20 protein-coding genes and 1 pseudogene are annotated in these 25,139 nt (G+C 73.7%); 12 read left to right on the top strand and 9 right to left on the bottom strand.

Annotated features, from left to right (window positions below):
• Window positions 1-34 precede the first annotated feature (34 nt).
• The 3 genes from ACWDBE_RS03725 to ACWDBE_RS03715 form a co-directional block, all read right to left on the bottom strand.
• Entirely contained in the window at window positions 35-1,420 is a 1,386-nt protein-coding gene (locus tag ACWDBE_RS03725; protein ID WP_449807118.1) for a hypothetical protein, read from the bottom strand.
• 142 nt (window positions 1,421-1,562) lie between these two features.
• Window positions 1,563-2,810, bottom strand: a complete 1,248-nt coding sequence (locus ACWDBE_RS03720; RefSeq protein WP_449787668.1) for a threonine synthase — start codon at window positions 2,808-2,810, stop codon at window positions 1,563-1,565.
• Window positions 2,811-2,915: 105 nt separating this feature from the next.
• Window positions 2,916-3,470: a YceI family protein gene (locus tag ACWDBE_RS03715; RefSeq protein WP_449787667.1), complete on the bottom strand. Its 555-nt coding sequence runs from the start codon at window positions 3,468-3,470 to the stop codon at window positions 2,916-2,918.
• Between the two features lie 171 nt (window positions 3,471-3,641).
• Between ACWDBE_RS03715 and ACWDBE_RS03710 the strand changes: the two genes are divergently transcribed.
• A complete protein-coding gene (locus ACWDBE_RS03710; protein WP_449787666.1) occupies window positions 3,642-3,953 on the top strand; it encodes a hypothetical protein in 312 nt (103 codons plus the stop codon).
• A 42-nt stretch (window positions 3,954-3,995) separates the two neighbouring features.
• Here ACWDBE_RS03710 and ACWDBE_RS03705 read toward each other — a convergent pair whose 3' ends face one another.
• Together ACWDBE_RS03705 and ACWDBE_RS03700 are read right to left on the bottom strand one after the other, a co-directional pair.
• Entirely contained in the window at window positions 3,996-6,818 is a 2,823-nt protein-coding gene (locus ACWDBE_RS03705; protein WP_449807117.1) for a penicillin acylase family protein, read from the bottom strand.
• A gap of 296 nt (window positions 6,819-7,114) precedes the next feature.
• Entirely contained in the window at window positions 7,115-8,128 is a 1,014-nt protein-coding gene (locus ACWDBE_RS03700; RefSeq protein WP_449807116.1) for a zinc-binding dehydrogenase, read from the bottom strand.
• 99 nt (window positions 8,129-8,227) lie between these two features.
• Between ACWDBE_RS03700 and ACWDBE_RS03695 the strand changes: the two genes are divergently transcribed.
• Complete coding sequence (locus ACWDBE_RS03695; RefSeq protein WP_449807115.1) at window positions 8,228-8,890, top strand: TetR/AcrR family transcriptional regulator; 663 nt, start codon at window positions 8,228-8,230, stop codon at window positions 8,888-8,890.
• Window positions 8,891-8,992: 102 nt separating this feature from the next.
• Here ACWDBE_RS03695 and ACWDBE_RS03690 read toward each other — a convergent pair whose 3' ends face one another.
• Complete coding sequence (locus ACWDBE_RS03690; protein WP_449807114.1) at window positions 8,993-9,679, bottom strand: macro domain-containing protein; 687 nt, start codon at window positions 9,677-9,679, stop codon at window positions 8,993-8,995.
• Window positions 9,680-9,931: 252 nt separating this feature from the next.
• On the opposite strand from ACWDBE_RS03690, the gene ACWDBE_RS03685 reads away from it, so the two are divergent.
• From ACWDBE_RS03685 to ACWDBE_RS03655, 7 genes are all read left to right on the top strand, one after another.
• On the top strand, window positions 9,932-11,551 hold the full coding sequence (locus tag ACWDBE_RS03685; RefSeq protein ID WP_449807113.1) for an ADP-ribosyltransferase domain-containing protein: 1,620 nt from the start codon (window positions 9,932-9,934) through the stop codon (window positions 11,549-11,551).
• A 116-nt stretch (window positions 11,552-11,667) separates the two neighbouring features.
• Window positions 11,668-13,788 carry a HelD family protein gene (locus ACWDBE_RS03680; protein ID WP_449787660.1) on the top strand — a complete coding sequence of 707 codons (2,121 nt, stop codon included), beginning with the start codon at window positions 11,668-11,670 and terminating at the stop codon, window positions 13,786-13,788.
• A gap of 156 nt (window positions 13,789-13,944) precedes the next feature.
• A complete protein-coding gene (locus ACWDBE_RS03675) occupies window positions 13,945-14,991 on the top strand; it encodes an IPT/TIG domain-containing protein (RefSeq protein ID WP_449787659.1) in 1,047 nt (348 codons plus the stop codon).
• A 312-nt stretch (window positions 14,992-15,303) separates the two neighbouring features.
• Window positions 15,304-17,103: a SulP family inorganic anion transporter gene (locus ACWDBE_RS03670; protein WP_449787658.1), complete on the top strand. Its 1,800-nt coding sequence runs from the start codon at window positions 15,304-15,306 to the stop codon at window positions 17,101-17,103.
• Between the two features lie 54 nt (window positions 17,104-17,157).
• Window positions 17,158-17,514 (top strand): zinc ribbon domain-containing protein YjdM, encoded by a 357-nt coding sequence (locus tag ACWDBE_RS03665; protein WP_392876696.1) that lies wholly within the window; start codon window positions 17,158-17,160, stop codon window positions 17,512-17,514.
• Between the two features lie 158 nt (window positions 17,515-17,672).
• Window positions 17,673-19,136: an MFS transporter gene (locus ACWDBE_RS03660; protein ID WP_449787657.1), complete on the top strand. Its 1,464-nt coding sequence runs from the start codon at window positions 17,673-17,675 to the stop codon at window positions 19,134-19,136.
• Window positions 19,136-19,588, top strand: coding sequence for a MarR family winged helix-turn-helix transcriptional regulator (locus ACWDBE_RS03655; RefSeq protein WP_449787656.1), 453 nt, complete (start codon window positions 19,136-19,138; stop codon window positions 19,586-19,588). The genes ACWDBE_RS03660 and ACWDBE_RS03655 overlap by 1 nt, the downstream gene beginning before the upstream one ends.
• Before the next feature lie 105 nt (window positions 19,589-19,693).
• Here the strand turns inward: ACWDBE_RS03655 and cobF are convergent, their stop codons facing one another.
• The gene (gene cobF / locus ACWDBE_RS03650; RefSeq protein ID WP_449787655.1) at window positions 19,694-20,452 is read right to left on the bottom strand and encodes a precorrin-6A synthase (deacetylating); all 759 of its coding nucleotides are present in this window, start codon (window positions 20,450-20,452) and stop codon (window positions 19,694-19,696) included.
• Window positions 20,453-20,949: 497 nt separating this feature from the next.
• Here cobF and ACWDBE_RS03645 point away from each other — a divergent pair, with 497 nt between their 5' ends.
• Both ACWDBE_RS03645 and ACWDBE_RS03640 read left to right on the top strand, forming a co-directional pair.
• Window positions 20,950-21,402, top strand: coding sequence for an acyl-CoA thioesterase (locus tag ACWDBE_RS03645; RefSeq protein WP_449787654.1), 453 nt, complete (start codon window positions 20,950-20,952; stop codon window positions 21,400-21,402).
• Between the two features lie 400 nt (window positions 21,403-21,802).
• A pseudogene (locus ACWDBE_RS03640) lies at window positions 21,803-22,171 on the top strand (5-methyltetrahydropteroyltriglutamate--homocysteine S-methyltransferase); the annotation flags it as partial.
• A gap of 467 nt (window positions 22,172-22,638) precedes the next feature.
• Here the strand turns inward: ACWDBE_RS03640 and ACWDBE_RS03635 are convergent.
• Entirely contained in the window at window positions 22,639-23,463 is an 825-nt protein-coding gene (locus tag ACWDBE_RS03635; protein ID WP_449787653.1) for an SDR family oxidoreductase, read from the bottom strand.
• A gap of 99 nt (window positions 23,464-23,562) precedes the next feature.
• On the opposite strand from ACWDBE_RS03635, the gene ACWDBE_RS03630 reads away from it, so the two are divergent.
• Window positions 23,563-23,982 (top strand): MarR family winged helix-turn-helix transcriptional regulator, encoded by a 420-nt coding sequence (locus ACWDBE_RS03630; RefSeq protein WP_449787652.1) that lies wholly within the window; start codon window positions 23,563-23,565, stop codon window positions 23,980-23,982.
• 107 nt (window positions 23,983-24,089) lie between these two features.
• On the opposite strand, the gene ACWDBE_RS03625 is transcribed toward ACWDBE_RS03630, so the two are convergent.
• Entirely contained in the window at window positions 24,090-25,052 is a 963-nt protein-coding gene (locus ACWDBE_RS03625) for an ABC transporter substrate-binding protein (protein WP_449787651.1), read from the bottom strand.
• Window positions 25,053-25,139 lie beyond the last annotated feature (87 nt).

Raw genomic sequence — 25,139 nt, 5'->3', positions numbered from 1 at the left:
TTCGGCGGATCCGCCGAAGGGCCCTGGCGCGTGGTCAGTTCAGGGTGAACCAGGTGCTGCGGGACTTCTTCCACTCGGGGTGGGTGAGGTCCTTGGCGGCGGTGGCGTCGCCGTAGAGGTCGGCGGAGCCGTCGTCGGTGATCAGCTGGGCACGGGCGCCCGGGGCGTCCAGGTCCGGCACGTCCGCGACCGCCTCCCAGGCGCCGTAGTCGCTGGTCGGCAGGTCGATCACCTTGGTCGGCTGCGAGCCCGGCTGCCCGTTCCAGCGGTAGAGCGCGTACGGGGCGGAGTTGTCCTCGGCGGCCCAGGAGCCGGCCACGATCAGGTACTGGCCGAGGTCGTTGCGGCGGAGGTCGCGGACGGACAGCCCGCCGAGGTCCAGCTCGATCGCGTCGCCGAAGGTCGCGTGCGCGGCCGAACCGTTCAGCAGGGACGGGAGGTTGGTGACCGGGACGAGCAGCGCCCGGCCGCCGGTGACGGCCGGGGTGAGCGGCGCGCGGAAGCCGACGTAGGCGGTGCTGGTGCTGCCGGGGGCGAACTCCAGGCCCTCGACGTTGAACCCGTCGATCTGCTTGGGCGCCTGGCCGTCGGCGGCGCCGGCCGCGAAGCCGTAGCGCTTGCCGTGGGCGTTGTCCCAGGTGATCAGGTCGTCGCGCAGGCCGTGGTACGAGCCGGCCAGGGAGAGCTGGGTGTCGGCGCCGGAGCCGGTGATGGTGGTGGCGAAGACGGTGTGCCGGTCGGGCTTGACCACGCCGTCCTTGTTGTTGCCGAGCGAGCCCGTCCAGTAGATGGTGTCGCCGACCCGGGTGGCGGCCTCGATGTCGATCTCCTTGGAGACGCCGAGGGCCGAGCTGAAGTCCCAGGTGCGGACCGGCGCACCGGAGTTGTCGCGGTCGTACAGGCGCAGGGTGTTGGACTCGTCGTCGCCGACCACGAGGTAGCCGCCGCCCGCGTCCACGGCGGCCGAGGCGTCGCTGGAGCCGGTCAGGTAGCGGCTGGTGGCGGAGAACTGGACGGAGGGGGAGGCGGCGTAGTGCAGGGTGCGGGTGGCGCTCTTGCCGCCGAGGCCGGTGACCTTGATGGTGAGGTCGGCGTAGCCGACGCCCTGGGCGGCCACTGCCAGGGTGCGGGTGCCGCCGGTGCCGCTCACGGTGACGTCTCCGGTGCGGGCCACGGCGCTGCGGGTGGTGGCGGAGGCGGCGACGGTCAGTGCCGAGGCGGAGGCGCCGGACTGGGCGACCGTCACCGTCACGGTCGGGTCGCCGGTGGCGCCGACCGCGCCGGACAGGTACCCGGCCGAGAAGGTGATCGTCGGGGTGCCGTACGTGACCGCGCCGGCCGGGAGGGCGGGCAGGGCGAGCACGGGCACCGCCGCGACGGCGACGGCGAGCGGCAGCAGGCGGCGGAGGGAACGCGACACGGTGGCTACCCTTCGACAGGCGGGGGGAGTTGACGGAGGGTGCAAGCCTGGTGGCGTTCGGCGAACACCGATCCTACGGCAACCCTACGAGTGTGGGCGGGCGGGCGAACAGCAGGCCTCGCGGCGGTGGAGGACCCGGGCCTCAGTCGGTGAGGCCGGCCGCGCGCAGACGGCGGCCGACCGCGTCCCAGTCGGGGGCGACCGGCTCGGTGCGGTGGGTGCCGACGCCCAGGTCCTTGAAGCCGCTGGAGGTCGACACGCAGACCACCGGGCCCTCGGAGAGGTCCGGCGCGCCGAGGCTGCGCAGCCCGGCCAGGCCGGCGGCCGAGGACAGCTCGGTCCACAGCCCCGCTCTGGCCAACTCCCGCTGTGCAGCGGTGAGTTGCGTGTCGTCGAGGGTCAGGGCCCGGCCGCCGCTCGCCCGGACGGCGAGCGCGCCCCGGTAGCCGCTGACCGGGGAGGTGATCGAGTACGCGGCGCTCGGGCCGACCGTCACACGGGCGGCCGGAAGACCCTCGGCGATCGCCCGGGCCAGCGGCCCGGAGGCTGCGGTCTCGCAGGAGTGGACGCGCGGCACCCGGTCGGTCAGGCCCAGCCGCCGCAGCTCGGCGAAGCCCTTCCAGACGCCGAACAGCAGCTCGCCGTAGCCGGTCGGGACGAACACCGCGCTCGGCACGCCGACGTCCTGGAAGATCTCGTAGGCCACCGTCTTGTAGCCCTCGGGCCCGTACGCGTGGCCGGTGTGGGTGGTGGTCAGGTTGCTGACCGGGTGCAGACCCAGCCGCTCGACCGTCTGGCGCAGCAGCGGCCAGCGGGCCTCCCACGGCACCGGGAGCACCACCGCGCCGTACGCGTTGAGGAAGGCGTCGACGTTCGGCGGCAGGTCCGGGCCGGTGAACACCACGCAGGGCAGTCCGGCGCGGGCGGCGTAGGCGGCTGCCGAGGCACCGTGGTTGCCGGAGGAGGCGACCGCGATACCCGGCGCGCCGACGCCCACGGCGGCGCTGGTGGTGCAGCGGTTCAGCCGGTCCTTGTGGCTCCAGGTGGGGTTGCGGGACTCGTCCTTGACGTACACCCCCGGCTCGAGCTCCACCAGCGGGGTGGAGCCCTCGCCCAGGCCCGGGGCGAGCAGCGGCGGCAGCAGCGGGGCCCAGCGCTCCAGGCCGCGGCGCGCCGGGGTGCCGTTGGCCGGGGCGGGGTTCGCCGGGGCGGTGTCGAACAGGGCGGCGGGGTCGGCCTTCTCGTAGGCGTAGTCGACCTCGACGGGGTAGGAGACGTCCTCAGTGCCGGTGCGCGGGCAGCCGGCGGTGAGCGGGGGCCAGAGCGGGTAGTCGAGGGCGGGGTCGCCGAGGGAACGCTGGCCGGTCGCGAGGGAGTCATCTGTCGGCATGCCAGGAGACTAGCCGGGCGGTTGCGGTGCGGTCCGGTGGTTCCGCGGTTCGGTTGTCGCGCGGTTCGGTGGTCGCGCGGTTCGGTGGTTGCGCGGTGCGGTGGTTCAGGTGCCCTGGCGGATCGCCGAGATGTCGAACTCCAGGACGACCTTCTCGCCGACCAGGACGCCGCCGCCCTCCAGGGCCGCGTTCCAGGTGACGCCGTAGTCCTTGCGGTTGATGGTGACCGAGCCCTCCAGGCCCACCCGGAGGTTGCCGTACGGGTCGACGGCGTTGCCGGTGTACTCGAAGTCGATGGTGACCGGGCGGGTGGTGTCCTTGATGGTGAGGTCGCCGGTGACCCGGTAGTCGCTGTCGGAGCGGGCCTCGACCGCGGTGGAGCGGAAGGTGATGTCGGGGTAGGTCGGCGCGTCCAGGAAGTCGTTGGTGCGCAGGTGCTGGTCGCGCTGCTCCACGCCGGTGTCGATGCTGGCGGCCTTGATCACCACCTGGACGGAGGAGCGGGACGGCTCCTTCCCGTCGAGGTGGGCCGTGCCCTCGAACTGGTGGAACGCGCCGCGGACCTTGGTCACCATGGCGTGCCGGGCGACGAAGCCGATCCGGGTGTGCGTGGGGTCGAGGACGTAGTCGCCGGTGAGCTCGGAGAGGGGGATGGTCATGGTCGGCATGCCTCCTGGTGCGGGGCCCGGGTCTCGGCCCGGGGGTGGTCGGGGCTCCGGACCACGCTAGGGGCAGTTCCGGCGGTCCGCGCGCCGGGCTGGGCCTAAGCGGGAGACGGGGTGGGAAGGCTCGCGGGGAACGTCGGAGGACGGAAGGGCGAGGGGGCCTGGATGGACAGCGGGATACGGGCGATCGTCGATGCGGTCGAGGAGGCGCGGCGGCAGCTGAGGGAGAACGCGCTGCCGAAGGCGCAGGACAGCGGTCGGGAGAAGGTGCCGGAGAAGGAGGAGGCGGCGCTGATGGGGGCGATGGCCGGGCTGATGGAGGCCTTCGTCGATCTGACCCGGGCCGCCTCGGACCGGATGACCACGGGCGACAGTCGCGAGGCGTACATCAAGGTGGTCCGGCGGCTGCGGGACCAGCCCCGGTACTTGCGGGAGGGCGCGGCGGTCATCGCGAAGCGGGTGGGCGGACCGGAGTGACCGACGGCCGGTGCCCCGGAGCGGGGCGCCGGCCGCGGCGGTTCAGCGGTGGCTGGGGAACTGCACCACCTGCTGGTAGGTGGGGCGGTTCTGCCAGGTGGTCTTGGCGTCCGTCACGCCGCCCAGCGGGCGCTGGATGATCGTGTCGGCGCACCACTGGTCGCCGGCCGCGCAGTCCGCGTCGCCCGGGTAGACCTGGGCGGCGGTCTGGGCGGCGGCCTGCTTCAGGGTGTTCAGCAGGACGGTCCGGCAGGCCGCGAGGTCGCCCCCGCCGCAGAACGGGCGGGCGAGCGGGCCGGACACCCGGTCGCCGAGGACGGCGCGCAGGTCCTTGTCCAGGTAGCTCCACCAGCCGTACTGGAAGGCCGAACCCTTGTGCGGGATGGCCTCGTTGGCGCTCACCGGGCCGCTGGCGGCGCCGGTCTGGCCGCCGGAGGGGGACTCGTTGATCTGGAGGGCGCCGGTCAGTGCGCCGAACAGCGGGTCGCCGAGGCCCGGTCGCATGACGCCGTCGGCGACCAGCGGCCACCAGGCGTCCATCACCCGGATCGCGGTGGCGTCCGCATAGCTGTGACTGCCCGGTGAAGTCTCCTTCCGCTGGGCGCCGTTGGCGAGCCAGGCCTCCAGCTGCTGCAGGGCCGTGAGGGCGGCCTGGTCGGTGACGGGCGCGCCGCGCAGCACGCGGATCAGGTCGGGCAGCACGTCCTCGGCCCGGAGGTCGGCCAGGGCGGCGCTCTCCATGGCCTGGGTGAGCGAGACCCGGCTCGCCTTGCCGCCGTTGCCGAGCAGGGACTTGACCCGGTCGTCCAGCAGGTTGCCGCGGTGCACCGAGCCGTTGCCGAAGCCGGCCGAGGTGTAGCCGTTCGCCTGCTTGTTGTTCCAGGAGATGTAGTAGTCCTGGTTGACTGACTGCGGGTGCTCGGCCGCCGGGGTGTACCGGGCGGTGTTGGCGGCGGGGTCGAAGTCGGCCCACTCGTAGGCCGGTTGGGCCTGGACGGGGAGTCCCGGGTCCACTCCGGGAGCGCGGACCGGGTTGCTGCCGGAGTTGTAGTAGGCGATGTCCCGCGAGTCGGCGTAGAACCAGTTGAAGGTGTAGTTGATGTCCTGCGCCGCCTGCTGGAATCCCGCGGCGTCGCGCACCGTGGCGGGGTCGTTCAGCTCCTGGAAGCCGATGATGGAGTCGGCCTCGTGCCGGTAGGTGGAGCGCAGCGAGGTGAAGGCGACGGGTGCGCCGCCGACCGTGCCGCGGGCGCTCACCAGGCCGTACCTGGAGCGGTACATCACCAGGGTGTAGGAGCCGGCGGGGGTGGAGTCGGCGGTCGTCGGGTTCCAGGAGTTCTTGCGTTCCAGCCGGTCGAAGGGCAGGCACTGGCCGTGCCAGAGGTAGGAGTTGGCGGCGGTGGTGACCGGCGAGCCGTCGGTGGTGCAGAGCGGGACGGCGTAGGTGTCGGTGATGTCCTGCCCGGCGGAGGTCGCGCTCCAGGCGTAGTCCTGGCCGCGGCCGAGCTGGACGTAGAAGCTCAGGCCTGCGAAGGCGGCGCCACGGGCGCTGATCCCGGGGCCCTGGATCTCCTCCAGCATCAGCAGCTGCGGGGCGAAGTAACCGGTCTGCGGGCCGAACACGGCCACCGGGTGGCCGTCGTCGGTGTGGGCGCCGGAGACCAGCAGGGCGTTGGACATGCCGTGCTTGGCGGTCAGCAGGTTCCCGGGCAGGACGCCGTTCGCCCCGGTGGTGAGCGAGTTCGCGGATCCGGTGGCGTCGTAGACCACCCGCTCGGGCACCACCGAGCCGGGGTCGGGCAGCGCCGCGCCCTGCGGCTGGTCGGGGACGGTCGCGTACGGGAAGCTCTGGCCATCGTGCAGGGTCTGGACGGCCTCCGGGTCGTCCGCCTCGCGCAGTGACTTCCAGACCGCGTCCCCGGCGTCCTTGCCGTAGCGGGCCTCGGCGGCCGACTTGACCTGGGCGGAGGCCAGTTCGCCCCCGCCGCCGGAGCCGAACAGCGCGCCGACCACGGAGGCGAGGGCGACCAGGTCGGTCAGCTTGAAGGGCTCGATCGAACCGGCGTTGGTGATCGGGTCGATGTGCCCGGTGAGGTCGTACTCGCCCGGGAAGGTGCGGGCGTTGTAGGACTCCTTGGCGTACTGGTTGATGCCGTCGAGGTAGGCGTTGGCATCGGCGAGCGCCTGGGTGGCCCGGCCGCCGCGGGCGGCGATGGCGTCGATCTGCTGCTGGAGCTCCGCCTCGGTGTACGGCGCGGCCTGCCAGAAGGTCTGCTCCAGTTGGCGGTTGGCGGCGGCGCCGCCCGCGAAGCCGGACAGCTGGCCGCGGCCGACGTGCCGGAAGAGGTCCATCACCCAGAGCCGGTCCTGGGCGGCGGCGTAGCCCGCGCCGAACTCGGTGCCGTAGCGGGTGGTGCCGGTGACGTGCGGGACGCCGGTGGCCTTGTCACGCACGATGGTGACGTCCGGGCGCGGGCTGGTGGAACTGGCCACCTGGTCGGCGGGGACGCCGAAGGAGGCGTCGTTGAAGAAGTCGCGCAGCTTGGCCTCGGTCAGGCCGGGGTAGCCGGAGGCCAGGGCGGCGTACGGACCGAGCTGGTCGTCGGTGTGCGCGGGGCGGGTGCCGAAGGCCCGGTTGAGCAGGATGTCGGCGAGGGTGGCGTTGCCGTTCTCGCCGGGCGGCAGGATGTCGGAGCAGTGGCCGCCGCAGTAGTCGTTGGCGGCGGCCGTCGTCGCGGAGGTGGGTGCGGCGGTGGCGGTGGGGGTGGTGGTCAGGGCGGCGGTGACGAGCAGGGCCGAGGCGAGGGCGGCGGCCGGGAGTCGGAGGGAGCGGGTGTGGGGGCGTTGGCGTTGGCGTGAACGCAAGGCGGACTCCTCCGTCGAAGTCTCACGGAAGAGTCGACGGTAGGGGCGCTACTGGCCGGTTGGCTAGTGGCGTGCATGCCATTTTCGGCGCGAGGCAGGGAAGTTGAGGGGGTGGTGGTCCGCGGGGCGGCGGCCGCGATTCGGTCGTCGAGGCGGCGACCGAGGCGGTGCGCCCGGCGCTGCGGGTCACGGAGGTGCGGTAGCCGCGGGAAGAAGGCGGCGCCGCACCTGCCGGGCTCAGTCCGGAGGTGCGGCGCCGGGTCGGTGGTGCGCCGAGGTCAGGGTTCGCGCCGAGGTCAGGGCTTGAGCACCAGGCGGATCGGGTTGCCCTCCTTGTGCTCCAGCGCCTCGACCGCGCGGGCGGCCTCGGCCAGCGGGAAGGTGCCGCTCACCGAGCGGGAGAACTCCAGCCGGCCGCCGCGGACCAGGTTGACCAGGTCGACGACGTCCTGGCCGTCCGAGCCGTAGTGGCCGCGGATCTGCTGGCGCAGGTAGCTGACCAGGGTGCCGTTGGTGACGGTCAGCGGCTTGTCGGTGAGGCCGACCAGCACCAGGCGGCCGTGCTCGCCGAGGGAGGCCATGGCCTGCTCGCGCACCGGGGCGACCCCGGCGAAGTCGAAGGCGGCGGACAGCGGGCGGCCGCCGGTGGCCTCGCGGAGCAGTCCGGCGAAACCGGGGTCGGCCGGGTCGAGGGCGGCGTCGGCGCCGAAGGCCAGGGCGCGTTCGCGGGCGGCCGGCAGCGGGTCGACGGCGACGATCGGGAAGGCGCCGATGGACCGCAGCAGCTGCACGCCATGGGCACCCAGCCCGCCGACGCCCCAGACGCCGACTGCCTCGGCCGGGCGCACGGCGCCGGTGGTGGTGATGGCGGCCCAGGGGGTGGAGACCGCGTCGGGGATGAAGCAGGCCTGCTCGAAGGGGAGCTCGTCCGGGATCGGCACCAGGGTGGTGGCGGTGGCGAGCGCGTACTCGGCCCAGCCGCCGTCGTAGTCCACGCCGCGGGTGTGCACGGCGCCGTCGCGGGTCTCGCCGGCCTGCAGCAGCACCCGGTCGCCGACGGCCGCGGTCGTCACGCCCTCGCCGAGGGCGTGCACGGTGCCCGCGACCTCGTGGCCGAGGGTGACCTTGTCGCCCCTGAGGTAGAGCGGCTTGAGCATGCCCTCGATCAGGTGGACGTCCGAGAGGCAGACGCCGGCGGCCTCCACCTTGATCAGCACCTCGCCCGGACCGGGTACCGGGACGGGGACCTCCTCCACGGCGAAGGCGCCCTTCGCGACGTCGAGCCGGCCGGCCAGCATCGTGGCGGTCATCGGGACTTCCCTTCTCGCGGGGGCGGCGGGTCGGGGGAGTGCCCGCCACTCCGGAAGTTACTTGTTATCTGACAAGCAAGTTCACACTAGCATGGTGTCATGTCTACGCACGATGAGGACGGAAGCGGCCGGACCGGGACGCTTCGGGAGGCGCCGGCCCGCCGCACCCAGGCCGAACGGCGGGCCCGGGCCGAGTCCGCTCTGATCGCCGCCGCCGCCCGGCTGATCGCCGAGCACGGCAGCACCGGGGTCACGCTCGCCAGGGTGGGGGAGGAGGCGGGCTTCAGTCGTGGGCTGGCCACCCACTACTTCGGCTCCAAGGCCGCACTGCTCGCCCGGCTCCAGGAGGCGGCGCTGGCCGAGGCGGTGGCGGCGGCCGCGCCGGAGCGCAGCGGGGCGGGGGCGGTGGACGAGCTGTGCGGGTTCGCGCGCGGCTGCCTGGAGGGCGTGCGCAATCCGACCGACCTGGGCCGGGCGTTCGTGGTGCTGGGGGCCGAGGCGCTCGCCGGGGCCTCGGAGCTGACCGCCGCGGTGGCGGAGCTGGACGCCAGGACCCGGGCGTGGACGGCCGAGGTGGTCGGACAGGGGCAGCGGGACGGGGAGCTGGGCCCCGGGGTGGACCCGGGGGCCTTCGCACTGGTCTTCGTCGGGCTGCTGAAGGGGCTCGTGGTGCAGGCCGCGGCCGCCCCGGAGGCCTTCGACGTGGGGGTGGCGGTCGCGGAGTCCGAGCGGTGGATCCGGCTCGCGCTCACGGCGGGCTGACCTCGCGCCCACGACGGGCTGACGGAGTGTCGTCGGGTCGTGGGCCGTGCGCCGTCGGGCGGCGGGCTGCGGACCTGGGGCCCGCGGCCGGCCGGGGTGACGTCAGGCCCGCCGGGCGGTCGAACTCCGGCGCGCGGGAGGCGATATGCGCACCCGCTCGGTGGCGGGCGCCTGCTCGAGGTCGTCCAGCTGGGCGAGGACGGTGGCGCGCAGGTCGTCGTCGTCCTCGAAGTGGTGGTCGTTGAAGAGGGTGTAGCCGGACCACATCAGATTGGCGCAGACCCGGGGCGGCACCTTGCCGGTCTGCGCGCCCATGCCGACCAGGGCGACGGAGCGGATGGAGCCAGGCTGCAGCCGGTTCTGCCGGTGGACGGCCTGGAAGGCGGCGGCGCAGGCCAGGGCCACGTTCAACGTCTCGCTGACGTTCTGCGAGGAGGTCTGCATCGTCGGGGCCGAGATCAGGAACCCGGGGTTGACGGCGCCGGACGGGACGCAGACCGCGCTGCCGACCGGGAGGTGGCCGGCGTGCCGCTCGCGGATCGCCTTCTGGACCCGCAGCTGGATGCCTGCGCCGAGGTGGCGCTTGATCGCCGCGTCCGTGCCGCCGTCCATCCGGCCGTGGGAGTTGGTGGGGCTGACCCAGGCGTCGACCTTCGCGGTGAGGATGGAGGCGTGCCGGATCTCGATCCCGGGGACGTCGGCGAAGGCCGCCCGCCAGGACTCCACGACCGACGCGTTGAGGTCCGTCAGCACCACCTTGAGGGGCGACTGGGTGCGGTCGGTGGCCATGCGGGGCTCCTGTCGGTCGGGTGTGGCCTGCGGGCCGGTTCCTTGGTGACGCCGACGACGCTAGCGCCCGGGACTGACAATCCGTCCGGTCCCGTCCGCGCCGGTCGGGGGCCGGTCGGTGGGCCGGTCGGGGCGGCCGGGATTGTCAGACCCCGCTGGTAGGACTGTGCTGTCCGCCAGGAAAGCTGACGGTCCATCACCTGCCGTTCGCCTGTCATTCGCACGGTCCCGACCAGCCGGAGTCGCACCACCATGAGCGCCGTCGACACCCCCGCCACCCAGCCCGACCCGCACGACCCGCTCGCCCTCGCGGAGCTCTTCACCGGCGGCGGCGAGCCGTGGCTGCCGCTGCTGAAGCCGGTCATCGAGGCGCAGCCGGGCGCGGTCTCGTTCATCGGCCCCGGTCGCGGTCCGGAGGTCGTCCCGGTCCGCGAGCTGACCTTCCAGGCGCTCAAGCCGCACGCGCCGCACAAGTGGAAGGTCGTCGTCTTCGGCCAGAACCCGTACCCGAGGCCGGAGAGCGCCACCGGCATCGCGATGTTCGACAACACCTTCCACGACTGGAAGGACAGCCAGTTCGGCCGGGTGATCAGCATCCGCTGCCTCATCAAGGCCGCGGCGATGTGGAAGTACGGCATTCCCAAGAAGACGCCGATCGCCGACATACGGGCGCTGCTGAAGAAGCAGGAGACGGTCCAGCCGCCGGAGTGGTTCCAGGCCATGCTCACCCAGGGCGTGTTGCTGCTGAACGCGGCGCTCACCGCGAGTAGTGACGGCGCGATGGGGCCGGACCAGCACACCGCGTTCTGGCGGCCGGTCGCCGAGCGGATCGTGGAGGAGATCCTCCGTGCCAAGCAGCAGGCCGCCGAGGAGGACCGCTACGTGGTCTTCGCCTGGTGGGGCGCGCACGCGCGCAGCCTGAAGAACGTCGTGCTGCGGCTGCAGAAGAAGTACCCCGAGGTCGAGGTCCGGCACATCGACCACGCCAACCCGGCGGCCCAGGGCGACATCTTCTGCGACGGCGAGCACTTCGCCACGGTGAACGCCGCGCTCGCCTCGCTCGGCGCCGACGAGGTCGACTGGCTGCCCAGCACCGGGTGGAACGCCGCGTCGGCGCAGGGCGGCGGGGCGGGCGACGGGGTCGCCGAGCGGATGGGCGCCTTCATCGCCTCCACCATGGAGCTGCACCAGCTCTACTTGGACCGGCTCGCCGGAGTGAAGGACGAGGGCCTCGTCCTGCCCGCCATCACCGGGGTGTTCGACGCCCCGCCGACGGGCTTCCGGGAGGCGGTGTCGCCGGTCGCCGAGCTGCTGCGCGGCCTGGACCGGCACGTCTCGCTGTCGCACGACTTCGGCAAGCGGCGGGCGGACGAGGGGGCCACGGGCCTGTCCGCCGACGAGATCGCCGCGCTCTACCTCTACACCTGCGAGTCCGCGTTCTACCGGGAGATCAACGCGGTGCTGCGCTCGCCGGACCGCAGCCGGCTGGTGCCGTACCTGCCGTACCTGCGGCTGCTGTTCGCGGCGGTGTCGCGGCTGCCCGTCCGGACGGCGCCGCTGTGGCGAGGGGTGTCGCTGGACCTGCGGCGGCAGTACCCGCTCGGCAGGACGGTGACGTGGTGGGGCGTGTCCTCCTGCACCTCCAAGCTCGGGGTGGCGCAGTCCTTCCTGGGGAGCCGGGGCAAGCGGACGCTCTTCGAGGTGCGCCCGGTGCGGGCCGCCGGCATCCAGAACTTCTCGGCGTTCACCGGTGAGGAGGAGTTCATCCTGCTGCCCGGCACGCAGCTGGAGGTCACGGACGTCCGGGTCGAGCGCGGCGGTCTGTGCACGGTGACGCTGACCGAGCTGGAGGAGGCGCCCCTGGTGTCCTGAGGTGTCAGGGCCGGACCCGCTCCCACTCGTTAACCAAGTCAGTATTTTTATTTGGTTAAGTTATGCTGGACGTCGAGCGGCGGATGGGCCCCGTGGTGCAGGAAGGGACGCGAACGATGACCTCGGAAGCCGGGAACCTCGGCGGCGAACTGGAGCGGGAGCGGGCCTGCGTCGAGGTCTGCCGGGCGGCGATGGCCCGGCAGGTCGAGGACGCGGACCTCCAGGTCGTCGCCGCGGAGGACGTCTCCGGCGACGGCGCCAGCGCGGAGGCGCTCGGCCGGTACCTGCGCACCCGCGCCAAGCGGATGAAGGAGCTGCCGGAGAGCCCGTCGTTCTTCGGCCGCCTGGACTTCGCCGACACCGCGGAGGCCGGGGACCACCGGCGGCAGCGCTACTACGTCGGCCGCCGGAGGATCTCCGAGGACCCGACGGTGCCGCCACTGGTGGTCGACTGGCGGGCCCCGGTGTCCCGGGTGTTCTACCAGGCGAGCGCCCACGCCCCGCTCGGGCTGGCGCGCCGCCGCCGGTTCGGCTGGGCGCCCTGGAGCCTGGGCGCACCGGAGGAGCTGACCGGGCTGGAGGACGAACCCCTCGGTGGGCCCGGTGGGCCCGGCGGGTCGGGCGGAGTCGGCTCGGCGGACGGCGGCGCGCCGGGGATCCGGGAGGGCGGTGCGGACGGCATCCTGGCCACCGAGATCGAACGGCCCCGGACCGGCCCGATGCGGGACATCGTCGCCACCATCCAGCCCGAGCAGGACGCGCTGGTGCGGGGCGGGCTGGGCGAGTCGGTGTGCGTACAGGGCGCGCCCGGCAGTGGCAAGACCGCCGTCGGGCTGCACCGCGCCGCGTACCTGCTCTACACCTTCCCGCAGCGGATCCAGCGCGGCGGCCTGCTGGTCATCGGCCCCAACCGGACCTTCCTGCGCTACATCGCCGAGGTGCTCCCCGCGCTCGGCGAGATCGACGTGGGCCAGTGCACCGTGGAGGACCTGGTCGCCACCCGGCCGGTCACCTCGGTGGACGACGAGCGGGCCGCCGCCGTCAAACAGGACGGGCGGATGGCGACGGTGCTGCGCCGGGCGCTGTACGGCCGGATCCGGGCGGCGGCCGCGGAGCCGCTGGTCGTGCCGGACGGCTCCTACCGGTGGCGGGTGTCCCCGGAGCGGCTCGACCGGGTCGTCGCCGAACTGCGCGAGCAGGCGCCGCCGTACGCCGTCGGCCGGGAGAGCCTGCGCACCCGGGTGGTGGCGATGCTCCAGGACCAGGCTGAGCGCCGGACGGGCGTGCGGTCCGGCGCCTGGACGCGGAAGGTCGGCCGCTGCAAGCCGGTCGCGGCCTTCCTGGAGGCCGCCTGGCCCCGGCTGCGGCCGGAGACCGTGGTCGCCGCCCTGCTGGGCGACCCCGCGGTGCTGGCCGAGGCCGCCGACGGGGTGCTCCACCCCGGGGAGCAGGCGGCGATCCTGTGGCGCCGGCCGCCGCGCTCGGAGCGGAGCGCCGCGTGGTCCGAGCACGACCTGATGCTCCTGGACGAGGTGGCCGGTCTGATCGAGCGCCCGGCCGGCTTCGGCCACGTCGTGGTGGACGAGGCCCAGGACCTCTCCCCGATGCAGTGCCGGGCGATCGCCCGCAGGAGCGCCTTCGGCTCCCTGACCGTCCTCGGCGACCTCGCCCAGGCGACCGCCCCGTGGGCCGCCCGCAGCTGGTCCGAGCAGCTCGCCCACCTGGGCAAGCCGCAGGCCGCGGTGGTGCCGCTGACCACCGGCTTCCGCGTCCCGGCCGCCGTGACGGAGCTCGCCAACACCCTGCTGGGCGCGCTGGACGTGGACGTGCCGCCGGCCGTGTCGCTGCGCCGGGACGGTGAGCTGACGGTGCGGCGGGTGGCCGACGGCGGCCTGGACGCGGCGGCCGTCGCGGCGGTGCGGGCCGCGCTGGAGCGCGAGGGCTCGATCGCGGTGATCGCGGCCGACGGCGCGGCGGCGCGGACCGCCGAGGCGCTGCTCGCCGCGGGCATCCCGACCGGGGCGGCCGAACAGGTCGGCACCACGGCGCGGGTGACGGTGCTGCCGGCCTCCCTGGTGAAGGGGCTGGAGTACGACCACGTGGTGGTGCTGGAGCCGGCCGCCATCGTGGAGGCCGAGCCGCGCGGTCTGCACCGGCTGTACGTGGTGGTGACCAGGGCGGTCTCCCGGCTGGACGTCCTGCACGCCCGGCCGCTGCCCGCGCCGTTGGGAGGGTGACGGCAGGGCGAGTGACGGCAGGGCGAGTGACGGCAGGGCCGGTGACGGAAAGGGCCGGGAGCGCGGGTGGGTGCGGGATCGCGCCAAATGCGCTGCCGCTCCGGGCAATTCGGGAAAGCGGCCGCCGAACTGCCGGGCGCCCGGGAGGATTTCCGTATGCCTACGATCATCAGACTGGCGGGAGCCGGTTTTGCCGCAGCCCTGTCCCTGACCGCCGCCGCGACTCCGGCGGGGGCGACCGACCTGCCCGGCGAAGCGCGCACCGCCACCGTCATCACCCAGCGGGTGGTCCTCACCCAGGCCGGGAACTACCCCACCGAGCAGAACCGGTACGGCGTCTTCTCGGTGTCCTGGCACGCGTTCGGCACCGAGGACCTCGCCGGGCCGACCCACTTCACCGTCGACCTGCCGCCGGGCGTGACCACCGGCGGCGCGATGTTCTACTCCACGCCGAACGACTACACCTTCACCGAGACCGTCTCGCCCGACGGCCGCCACCTGGAGGCCGTCCTGTACGGCAACCGCCGCTCCGGGACGGAGGAGTTCATGAAGATCCCGGTCGTCGCGGAGGGGACCGGACCGGTCACCGGCGCGATCACCGCGCGGGTGGCCAACGCCAACGACACGATCCCGACCGGGCACGTCTCCACCTACCTGCTCGGCATCGGCCTGCTGCCGCCGCTGATCGGCTCGCAGCCGCGGATCGACGATGTCAGCGCCACCAGGGGACCGGGCACGGGCGGCACCCCCGTGACCGTCACCGGCGTCGGCCTGGAGGGCGCGATGGTGCTGGTCGGCGGCGTCCCGGCGCCCGGCACCTGCACCGACACCGCCTGCACGGTGACCACGCCCGGCGGCTCGGGCAGCGCCGCCGTCACGGTGGTCGGACCGGGTGGGAAGACCACGGCCCCGGCGGCCTTCGACTACACCGGTGCCCCGCCGCCGCCCCCGCCGGCTCCCTCGCTCTCCGGCCTGAACACGCCCTCGGGCCCGGTCGGCGGCGGCACCGCGGTCATCGTGACCGGCGACGACCTGGCCGGCGGCACGGTCTCCTTCGGCGGCCGGCCCGCCACCCGGCACTCCTGCGGCCCGCGGCTGTGCACCGCCACCGCACCGGCGGCCGACCAGCCGGGGCCGGTGGACGTCACGGTCACCACGGCGGGCGGCACCAGTGGCCCGGTGGTGTTCACCTACGCGCCGTAGCGCGGCTCACCGCCGCCGGGCCGGACCTGGCGGCCGGACCGGCCCCGGAGGCCAGGGCGAGCAGCAGCAGCGCCCGGGCAACCGGGGCCGGCCGTTCCCGTGGCCACCACCGACCGCAGGACGCCACTACTGTCGGAATCCATCACATGCGAAACAAGTGATTTGAAAAATTCTTCAAGTTCATACATGCTGTCGTGCCGTTGAACCGGTGGAAGGCGCGTCCGGGCGCCGTCGGACGCAGGAAGGGGCGGTCGTGACCGCGGCAATCGGCGAACAGTGGCCGCCCGCCCGGCGGTCGGGGGCGGGCGCGGAATGAGCCTCGCCACCGTCGTGGGCGACCGGGTGCGGGCCGTCCTGCCCACCCGGGCGATCCTCGCCACCATGGGCCGCGCCCCGCGCAGGGACCTGCCCGCCGGCCTCACGGTGGCGATCGTGGCACTGCCGCTGGCCCTGGGCTTCGGCATCTCCTCCGGTGCGGGCGCCGAGGCCGGACTGGCCACCGCCGTCGTGGCCGGGGCGCTGGCCGCCGTCTTCGGCGGCTCCGACCTCCAGGTGTCCGGGCCGACCGGCGCCATGACCGTGGTCCTCGTCCCGATCGTCGCCCGCTACGGCACCGACGGCGTGCTGACCGTCGGCCTGCTCGCCGGGGTGCTCCTGGTGGTCCTCGCCCTGGTCCGTGCCGGGCGCTGGATGACGTACGTGCCGGTGCCCGTGGTGGAGGGCTTCACCGTCGGCATCGCCGGGGTCATCGCCCTCCAGCAGGTGCCCGGCGCGCTCGGGGTGCGCAAGCCCGAGGGCGACAACCCGGCCGTGGTCGCGGCCCGGGCGGTGCGCGACTTCGCCGCCGCGCCCCACTGGGCCTCCGTCGGCGTGGCGCTCGCCGTCGCCGCCGTGATGCTGGTCGGCGTACGACTGCGGCCCGCGCTGCCGTTCTCGCTGATCGCCGTCGTCGCCGCGACCGTCACCGCCGACCTGGCCGGCCTGCCCGTCGCCACCATCGGCCACCTGCCCAGCGGGCTGCCGGCGCCCTCGCTCGGCTTCCTGGACCTCTCCGCCGTCCCCGCGCTGCTGCCCTCCGCGTTCGCCGTCGCCGCGCTGGCCGCGCTGGAGTCCCTGATGTCCGCGACGGCCGCCGACGCGATGAGCGTGTCGGGCCGGCACGACGGCGACCGCGAGCTGTTCGGCCAGGGGCTGGCGAACCTTGCGGCCCCGCTGTTCGGCGGCGTCGCCGCGACCGGCGCGATCGCGCGCACCGCCGTCAACGTACGGTCGGGTGCCGCCTCCCGGCTCGCCGCCCTGGTGCACGCCGGGGTGCTCGCGGTGATCGTCTTCGCCGCCGCGCCGGTGGTCGCGGGGATCCCGTTGGCGGCGCTGGCCGGGGTGCTGATCGCCACCGCCGTCCGGATGGTCGAGGTCGGCTCGCTGCGGGCGCTGGCCCGCACCGGGCGCGGCGAGGCCGCCGTGCTGGCCCTGACGGCCGTCGCCACGCTGGCCTTCGACCTGGTCACCGCCGTGGTGGTCGGTGTGCTGGTCTCCGGCGTCCTGGCGCTCGCCGCCGTCGCCCGGGCGGCCCGGGTGGAACAGGTCCCGCTGCTCGCCGAGGTTCCCGAGGCCTCCGGCCGGGAGGTTCCCGGGCCCCGGCCCGACCGCGGCGACCACGGCGAGGAGGAGCGGGCGCTGCTCGCCGAGCACATCGTCGCCTACCGGATCGACGGGCCGCTGCTGTTCGCGGCCGCCCACCGCTTCCTGCTCGAACTCACCGAGTCCGCCGAGGTCGAGGTCGCGATCCTGCGGATGTCGCGGGTCAGCGCGATCGACGCCAGCGGCGCGACCGTCCTCGGCGACGCCATCTCCGCGCTCCGACGGCGCGGCACCCTGGTGCTGGTCTCCGGCCTGCGGGACGAACACCACCGCCCGCTGGACGCCCTCGGCGTGCTGGACGGGCTGCGCGCCCACGGGCACGTCTTCGCCACGACCCCCGAGGCCATCGCCCACGCCCGCACCCACCTGCGCGAGCGGTCGGCCCCCGCCGACCACGGCCGCACGGCCCCCGCCGACCACGGCCGCACGGCCGCCGGGGCCGGTGCCCACCGGCACCGGCACCCCCGCTGACCTCCTCACCCGTCCCTCAGGCCACCCTCGAACACCCCTGGATAATCTGAACTCATGAGCGATAACCTCCCCCCGTGCCCGCAGTGCTCCAGCGAGTACACCTATGAGATGAACGCCCTCATGGTCTGCCCCGAGTGCGCCCACGAGTGGGTGCCCGGCGGTGGCGACCAGGCCGGAGCGCCGGCCGGCGAGCGTGTGATCAAGGACGCCGTCGGCAACGTGCTGAACGACGGCGACACCGTCACGGTGGTCAAGGCGCTGAAGGTCAAGGGCAGCGTCTCCGGCATCAAGGCCGGCACCAAGGTGCGCAACATCCGGCTGGTGGACGGTGTCGACGGGCACGACATCGACTGCCGGATCGAGGGCTTCGGCGCGATGCAGCTCAAGTCCAGCGTGGTCAAGAAGGCCTGACCCGCGCGCCTGAACGGCCGCGCCCCGCCGAGGAGATCGGCGGGGCGCGGCCGTTTCGTCGTCCGGGGCCTCTCCGGGGGCGGGGGTGGAGCCGTCGCCCGAGTTAGTTATATGCTCACAATGATTACAACAACACAAATAATCATGGAGCGTTCGTCATGCCCGATGCCGCTCGACCGCGGCCCTGGCTCGTGCTCGCCATCTGCTGCATGAGCCTGCTGATCGTCAGCCTCGACAACACCATCCTGAACGTGGCCCTGCCCGCCATCCGGCGCGACCTGGACACCTCGGTGTCCGGACTGCAATGGACGGTCGACGCCTACACCCTGGTACTGGCGAGCCTGCTGATGCTCTCCGGCTCCACCGCCGACCGGATCGGCCGCCGCCGGGTGTTCCGGATCGGGCTGGTGGTGTTCACCGGGGCCTCCCTGCTGTGCAGCCTCGCCCCCGGGCTCGGCTGGCTGATCGCCGCGCGGATGCTGCAGGCGGTCGGCGGCTCGATGCTGAACCCCGTCGCCATGTCGATCATCAGCAACACCTTCACCGACTCCCGGCAGCGCGCCCGCGCGATCGGCGTCTGGAGCGGCGTGGTGGGCATCAGCATGGCCGCCGGGCCGATCATCGGCGGCGCGCTGGTCGAGTCGGCCGGCTGGCGGGCGATCTTCTGGATCAACGTCCCGATCGGCCTGGCCGCACTCTTCCTCACCACCCGCTACGTGCCGGAGTCGCGGGCGGCCCGCACCCGCCGGGTGGACCCGATCGGACAGCTGCTGGTCATCGTGCTGCTCGCCGCCCTCACCTACGCGATCATCGAGTCGCCGGAGCTCGGCTGGACCTCGCCCGTGGTGCTCGGCTGCGCCGCGGCCGCGCCAGCCGCCTTGCTGGGCCTGCTCTGGTACGAACCCCGGCGCACCGACCCGCTGATCGACCTGCGGTTCTTCCGCTCCGCACCGTTCTCCGGTGCCACCGTGATCGCGGTCGCCGCCTTCGCCGGCCTCGGCGGCTTCCTGTTCCTCAGCTCCCTGTACCTCCAGGACGTCCGCGGTCTCGACCCGCTGCACGCCGGGCTGGTCATGCTGCCGATGGCCGTCATGTCGCTGCTCACCGCGCCGCTGTCCGGCCGGATGGTGGCCACTCGGGGGCCGCGCACGCCGCTGCTGCTGGCCGGGACGACGCTCACCGCGAGCGCCGTGCTCCAGGCGGTCGGCTACTCCGAGCACCTGCCGACCGGGCTGCTGGTCGTCGCCTTCCTGCTCTTCGGCACCGGCTTCGGCCTGGTCAACGCGCCCATCACCAACACCGCCGTCTCCGGGATGCCCCGCTCTCAGGCCGGGGTGGCGGCGGCCGTGGCCTCCACCAGCCGGCAGGTCGGCCAGTCCCTGGGCGTCGCGGTGACCGGCGCCCTGATGGCCGGGACCGCCCTGGCGGACCCGGCGGACTTCACCGGGGCCGCGCGGACGGCCTGGTGGATCATCGCCGGCTGCGGGGCGGCCGTGCTGGTCACCGGTACGCTCACTTCCGGCCGCTGGGCCCGGACGACGGCCGAGCGCGTGGCGCGACGGCTCGCCGAGCAGGAGCCGGCCGAGGGAACCGAGGAGACGAAGGAGACGGTGGACGCCTGATGGAGCGCCTTGACACCGGCGGGCACCCCAAGGGGAGCGGGGCCGACGCCGCCACGGCGGCCCGGGTCTGGCAGGGGATGTACGCGCTCGTGCTGGAGCGCGACGACCGCCGCAAGACCGTCGCCGACGCCCTGGGCATGAGCTTCAGCCGGGTCAGGGCGCTGCGCCGGCTCGCCGCCGGCCCGATCACCCTGCGGGAGCTGGCCGAGCGGCTGACCGCCGACCCGCCGTACACCACCGTCATCGTGGACGACCTGGTGCGGCGCGGGCTCGCCGAACGCATCACCAACCCGGCCGACCGGCGCTCCAAGCTGGTCCACCTCACCGAGGAGGGCGAGGCGAAGGCGGCGCTCGCCACCGCGATCCTCACCACGCCGCCGGACGCGCTGCTCGGGCTGCCGCCGGAGGACCTGCGCGCGCTCGACCGGGTACTGGCGAAGCTGCTGGACTGAGGCCGCGGTCGGCTCACCGTCTGACCCGGCCGGCGGAAGCGAGAAGCGGTCAGCCGTGGGCCGTGAGCCGTGAGCCGTGAGCCGCGGGCCGTCAGCAGTGAGCCGTCAGCCGTCCGAGCGCCGGAGCAGGTAGGTGTCCATGATCCAGCCCTTGCGCTCCCGGGCCCGCTCCCGCAGTTCACGGATCCGCGGGGCCGCCTCGGCGAGCGGCCCGGAGTCGAGCACCTCGTCGGGGGTGCCGAGGTAGGCGCCGTAGTGGATCTCCAGCCCCTCGGGGTCGATCTCGGTGAAGGCGGCCCGGCCGTCGAGCATCACCACCACGTCGTCCACCCCCTCGGGGAAGCCCTCGGCCACGCGGCGGCCGGTGGTGATCTGCACCGGGCGGCCGACCCTGGTCAGCGTGGTGCGGTGCCGGGCGGCGAGCGCGGAGACGCTGCTGATGCCCGGGATGACCTGGTACTCGAACGGCGCGCCGCCCCGGGCGGACACGTCGTCCACCACGGCGATGACGCTGTCGTAGAGGGCCGGGTCGCCCCAGACCAGGAACGCACCGCTCTCGCCCGGGCCGAGGTGCTCGGCGAGCAGCTGTTCGACCAGGTCGGCGCGGCGGACGCGCCAGTCGTCCACGGCGGCCGCGTACGCCGGGGTCGTGCGGTCCCGCTCGGCGTCCGGCACCTCGACCACGCGGTGCCCGGGCCGTCCGTGTTCGGCCAGCATCCGGCGGCGCAGCGCGATCAGGTCCTGCCGTTCGTCGCTCTTGTCGAGGATGAAGAAGACGTCGGTACGACCGATCGCCTTGACCGCTTGCAGGGTGAGGTGGTCCGGGTCGCCCGCACCGATGCCGATGACGAAGATGTGCCGCATGGGGGACATTCTGCCGTCCGCCCCGGCGTACGGGCCCGGGGCCGTACGTGGCCGACCGAAGCGGTGGGCGGTGGCTGTGAGCTGCGCGGATGGACGTAAGCTGGCGGGGCAGCTGGTTCGCCCCGCCCGCCGGGCGGGGTGTCGTCACGAGGGAACCCGGCGGGAGTCCGGGACCGCCCGCGGCGGCGAGCGGCAACGACCGCCGTCCTGCGCGCCGGGGCCCGGCAACGGGTCCGGGGAGCGACGACCGGTGGGTGTCCGTCCCGGTTCGGCCGGGAGGGCGCGCCCACGAGTCCGAAGACCTGCCGCTGCCCGCGTGCCGTGTTGGCCCGCGGCCCACCACGACCCCGAGGGCGGGCCGATGGTGCGGGTGGGCCGTGTGCGGACGGCTGCCCGCTCCTCGGCGTGCCCGAGGTCCGCGACCTCACGAAGGAGAGTTCCGTGCAGCGGAACGCCGACCACGATTCCCACGGCGCCATGACGGGCGGGCCGTCGCTGTGACCAGTCCCGCTGTCCTCTCCCGCACCCCGGCCGACTCGGCGGTCACCCTTGCCCACATCATGAGCGACCACGACACCAACCTCTACGGTTCGGTGCACGGTGGCGTGATGATGAAGCTGATCGACGACGCGGCCGCCGCCGCCGCGGGCCGGCACGCCGGTGTTCCCGCGGTCACCGTCTCCGTCCGGGGGATGTCGTTCCTCGCGCCTGTCCGGGCGGGAGACCTCCTCACCGTCCGAGCCCGGGTCGGCAGCGTCGGGCGGACCTCGATGGACGTGTCGGTGGAGGTGACCTCGGAGCGGTGGAACCTCGCCGGGCCGGTGACCCGGGTGGCGACGGCGGAGCTGGTCTTCGTGGCGATCGACTCGCAGGGGCGGCCCCACCCCGTCCCCGAGCTGGTCCCGGAGGACGGTGGCCCCGACGAGCTGCGCGGACCTTCGGCCGAGTAGCCGTACGGCGGCGGCGAGGTCCCACGATACGGACGCCTTTCGAGATTTCCGCCTCGACGGCGACGTTCTGCCCCTAAGCTGGCGACGCAGCTGGTTCGCCCCGTCCGCCAGGCGGGGTGTAGGTGTCCGCCCCGGTTTCGGCCGGGTGGGCGTGCCCACGAGTCCGAAGACCTGCCACTGCCCGTACGCGACCGTTGGCGTGCGGCCATCCGGTGACCTCGTGGGCGGGTCGGCGACCATACCAGGCGGAGCCGTGCACGGTGCGGGTGTCCGTCCGGTTCGTCATCCCTTCGCGTCCTCGTGCCACCGGTGCACTTGAGGATTCAGGCTCGCGAAGGACCTCGCCTCTCGCGCCAACTCCCTGATCACCCACGACCCGGCGGTGCGCGCCCGGGGGGCCGACACCCAGATCCACACCCACATGTGCTACGCCGAGTTCGGCGCGATCATGACCGCGATCGACGACCTCGACGCGGACGTCATCTCGCTGGAGGCCACCCGCTCCCACATGGAGGTGGCCGGTGAACTCGCCGAGGCGGGCTACCCGCGCGAGGTGGGCCCCGGCGTCTGGGACATCCACTCGCCGCGCGTCCCCGGCACCGCGGAGGCGGTCTCCCTGCTGCGCGCGGGCCTGGCAGCGATCCCGGCGGAGCGGCTCTGGGTCAACCCGGACTGCGGGTTGAAGACCCGCGGCTGGCCGGAGACCCGGGCGTCGCTGAAGAGCCTGGTCGGCGCCGCCCGGACGCTGCGCGCGGAACTGGCCGGTTGACGGAGGTCGGCTGACGGGAGCCGGGCGGGCGCGGTGAGGCCGCCGCGCCCGCGCCGGCGGCGGAGCCGGCCGAGTACCGGCCCGGCACGATCGACATCCTGGCCGTGGTGCCGGCGCGGTCACCGACGCGGGCCCGGTCAACCTGCCGGCCACCGCGACCGAGGCCGAGGTCCAGGCCCTGTCGGACGCCGGCCACGACTGTTCGGGCATGCCGTCCGACGCCGTCCGCGTGGCCGTCCGGTCCGCTGCCGACCAGGGCCCCGCCGACCCTTCCGGGGCCCGCGCTCGCTGTGGGGGCACGGTCGGCCCGGGCGGTGTACCGGGCGGCGCGGGCCGGTGCCGAGCTCGACCGCGAGCGGCGCCCCCAGGGACAGCCGGTGCCGCACTCGCGGACGGTGCCCGGCTGCCGCGTCCCGGACGCCCGCGGGGCCCGGCCGGCTACCTTGCCGGCCCTGCGGCTCGGGTGATCACGGGGTGACCCAGTCGGCGGTCAGCGTCTGCACGGCCGAGCCGTCGAGGTCCTTGAGCTTCACCCCGGCGAAGGCCCGGGCGGCGTCGGAGGTGAGCAGCCGGAAGGCGGGGCGCTCGGCCTCGAGCAGGCCGAGGATGCGGGTGGCCACGTCCTCGGCCGCCTGTGCGTTGGCGAAGGCGTTGCGGGTGCGGTCCAGGTAGCCGGCCAGGGCCGGCGCGTACGGCCCGGCCTGCTCGGCGGCGTCGTCCGTGAGGCCCACGTTGCTGACGAACTCGCTGGCCACCGCGCCCGGTTCGACCACGCTGACGGACACCCCGGCGGTGGCCGCGACCGGGGCGAGGGACTCCATGAAGCCCTCCACCGCGAACTTGGCGGCGCAGTACGCCTCGTTGAAGGGCTGGCCGACCACGCCGCCGACACTGGTCACGGTCAGCACCCGGCCCTTGCTCGCCCGCAGCAGGGGCAGCGCGGCCTTGGTGACGTGCAGTACGCCGAAGAAGTTGACCTCCATGACGGCGCGGACGTCGTCGACGCTCTCCTGCTCCAGGGTGCCGACGTGGCCGGCGCCGGCGTTGTTGACCAGGGCGTCCAGCTGGTCGACGCCGGACAGGCAGGCCTCGACCGAGGCCGGGTCGGTGACGTCCAGCGCCCGGACGTCGACGGTGACCCCGGCCTGCCCGGCGGCGGCCAGTAGTGCGCCGGCCTTCGTGGTGTTCCGCATGGTGGCGATCACGTGCCAGCCGCCGCGGGCTGCGGCGACGGCGGTGGCCAGGCCGATGCCGGAGGAGGTGCCGGTGATCAGGACGGTCTTGTTGCTCATCGCGCTGGACTCCATATGTTTATGATTCATAACCAATATGATCCATAACTATGTGGCCCGATATTTCACTTTGTCAAGCACCTCGATACCCTGGTGGTCATGTCCCACCCATCGGATGACCTCACCCCCGAGATCGTCGGACTCTTCGCGGCCGTCAACCGCCGCTACGGCCGGGAGTCCGAGGCGGCCGCGGCGGTCCACGGGCTGACCGCGCTGCAGGCCAAGGCGCTGCTCGCGGCCGAAGCACCGGTCCCGACCCGCCGGATCGCCGAGAAGCTGCACGCGGAGCCGTCCAACGTGACGGTGATCATCGACCGGCTGGAGTCCCGCGGCCTGGTCGAGCGCAGCGTCGACCCCGCCGACCGCCGCGTGAAGCGGGTCGCCGCCACCGCCGCCGGGCGCGAGGTCGCCGCCGACCTGCGGGCCCGGATGCCCTTCGCCGGAGACCCGCTGGCCCGGCTCGGCGCCGAGCAGCGCGAGTCCCTGCGCGAGCTCCTGCGGCTGGTCCTGGAGGCATGACGGCAGCCCCCCGGACGGTTGTCCGGGGGGCTGCGGCCCTTCCCTCGGAACTCCTTCGGAATCCCTTCGGAAGTTCTCGGGGGGGGATAATTCCCTGCCGGGTGGGGCTACTTCGCGCCGAAGGCCTTCTCGATGTCCTCGACGACCTTCTCCGCCGCGATCGGGCCGGAGCTGCTGCTCCACACCTGGCCGTCGACGCCCATGAGCTGGTTGGTGCCCACCGCCTTGAGGCGGGTGAAGGCCTCCTGCTTGCGGGCGGTCTCCAGCGCCTTCTCGCCGTCGGCGTTGAGGGTGGCGACGAACACCCGGTCGGCGTCGGCCTTGTTGAGGTTCTCCAGGGACAGCGGGTCCGAGTGGGGCTGGGCGCCCAGGTCGTCGGCGATCGGCATGGTGCCGGCGCCGGTCTTCTTCAGCAGGTCGCCGGGCATGTTGGTGGTGTTCATCACGATCGGCCCGTTGGGCATCCAGCGCATCACCACGGCGCTGCCGGTCCTGCCCTCGCCGGCCTTGGCGGCGCGCTTGTCCAGGGCGTCCAGCTTGGCCGTCAGGTCGTCCTTGTGGCCGAGCGCGTCGCCGTACACGGCGAGCACCGAGCGCCAGTCGCCGGCCTTGGGGACGATGGTCGGGGCGACCGCGGAGAGCTTCTCGTACTGGGACTTCTCGATGCCCGAGGAGGCCAGGATGAGGTCGGGCGAGGCCTTGAGGATCGCCTCGATGTTGGGCTCCTTGACCGTGGCCACCAGTGGGATGGCGTCGGCCTTCAGGTAGGCGGGGGCGGTGGTGCCGCCGCGGCTGGAGCTGGTGCCGACCGGGGTGACGCCGAGTGAGAGCGCGGTGTCCAGCGAGGTGTCGTTGAGGGCGACGACCCGCTTGGCCCCGGCCGGGACCTCCACGGCGCCGAAGGCGGTGTCGATGCTGCGCTTGCCGTCCTTCGCGGCGGCGGTGGACGAGGAGCCGGAGTCACCCGCGGAGCCGTCGGACCCGGAGGAGCCGCACGCGGTCAGGCCCAGGGAGAGGGCGCCGACGACGGCCGCGCCGAGCACGGTCTTGGTAAAGCGGGTGCCAAGCATGGGTGTTCTCCGAGCAATGGTAGTTTACGGGCGAACCGTTTTTCTGAGGTTAGCCTAACCATACGTAAAGCCCTGATGGGGGAGGCC

This window comes from Kitasatospora sp. NPDC001132 (assembly GCF_053598415.1).
This window is presented reverse-complemented; position numbering and strand designations above follow the sequence as displayed.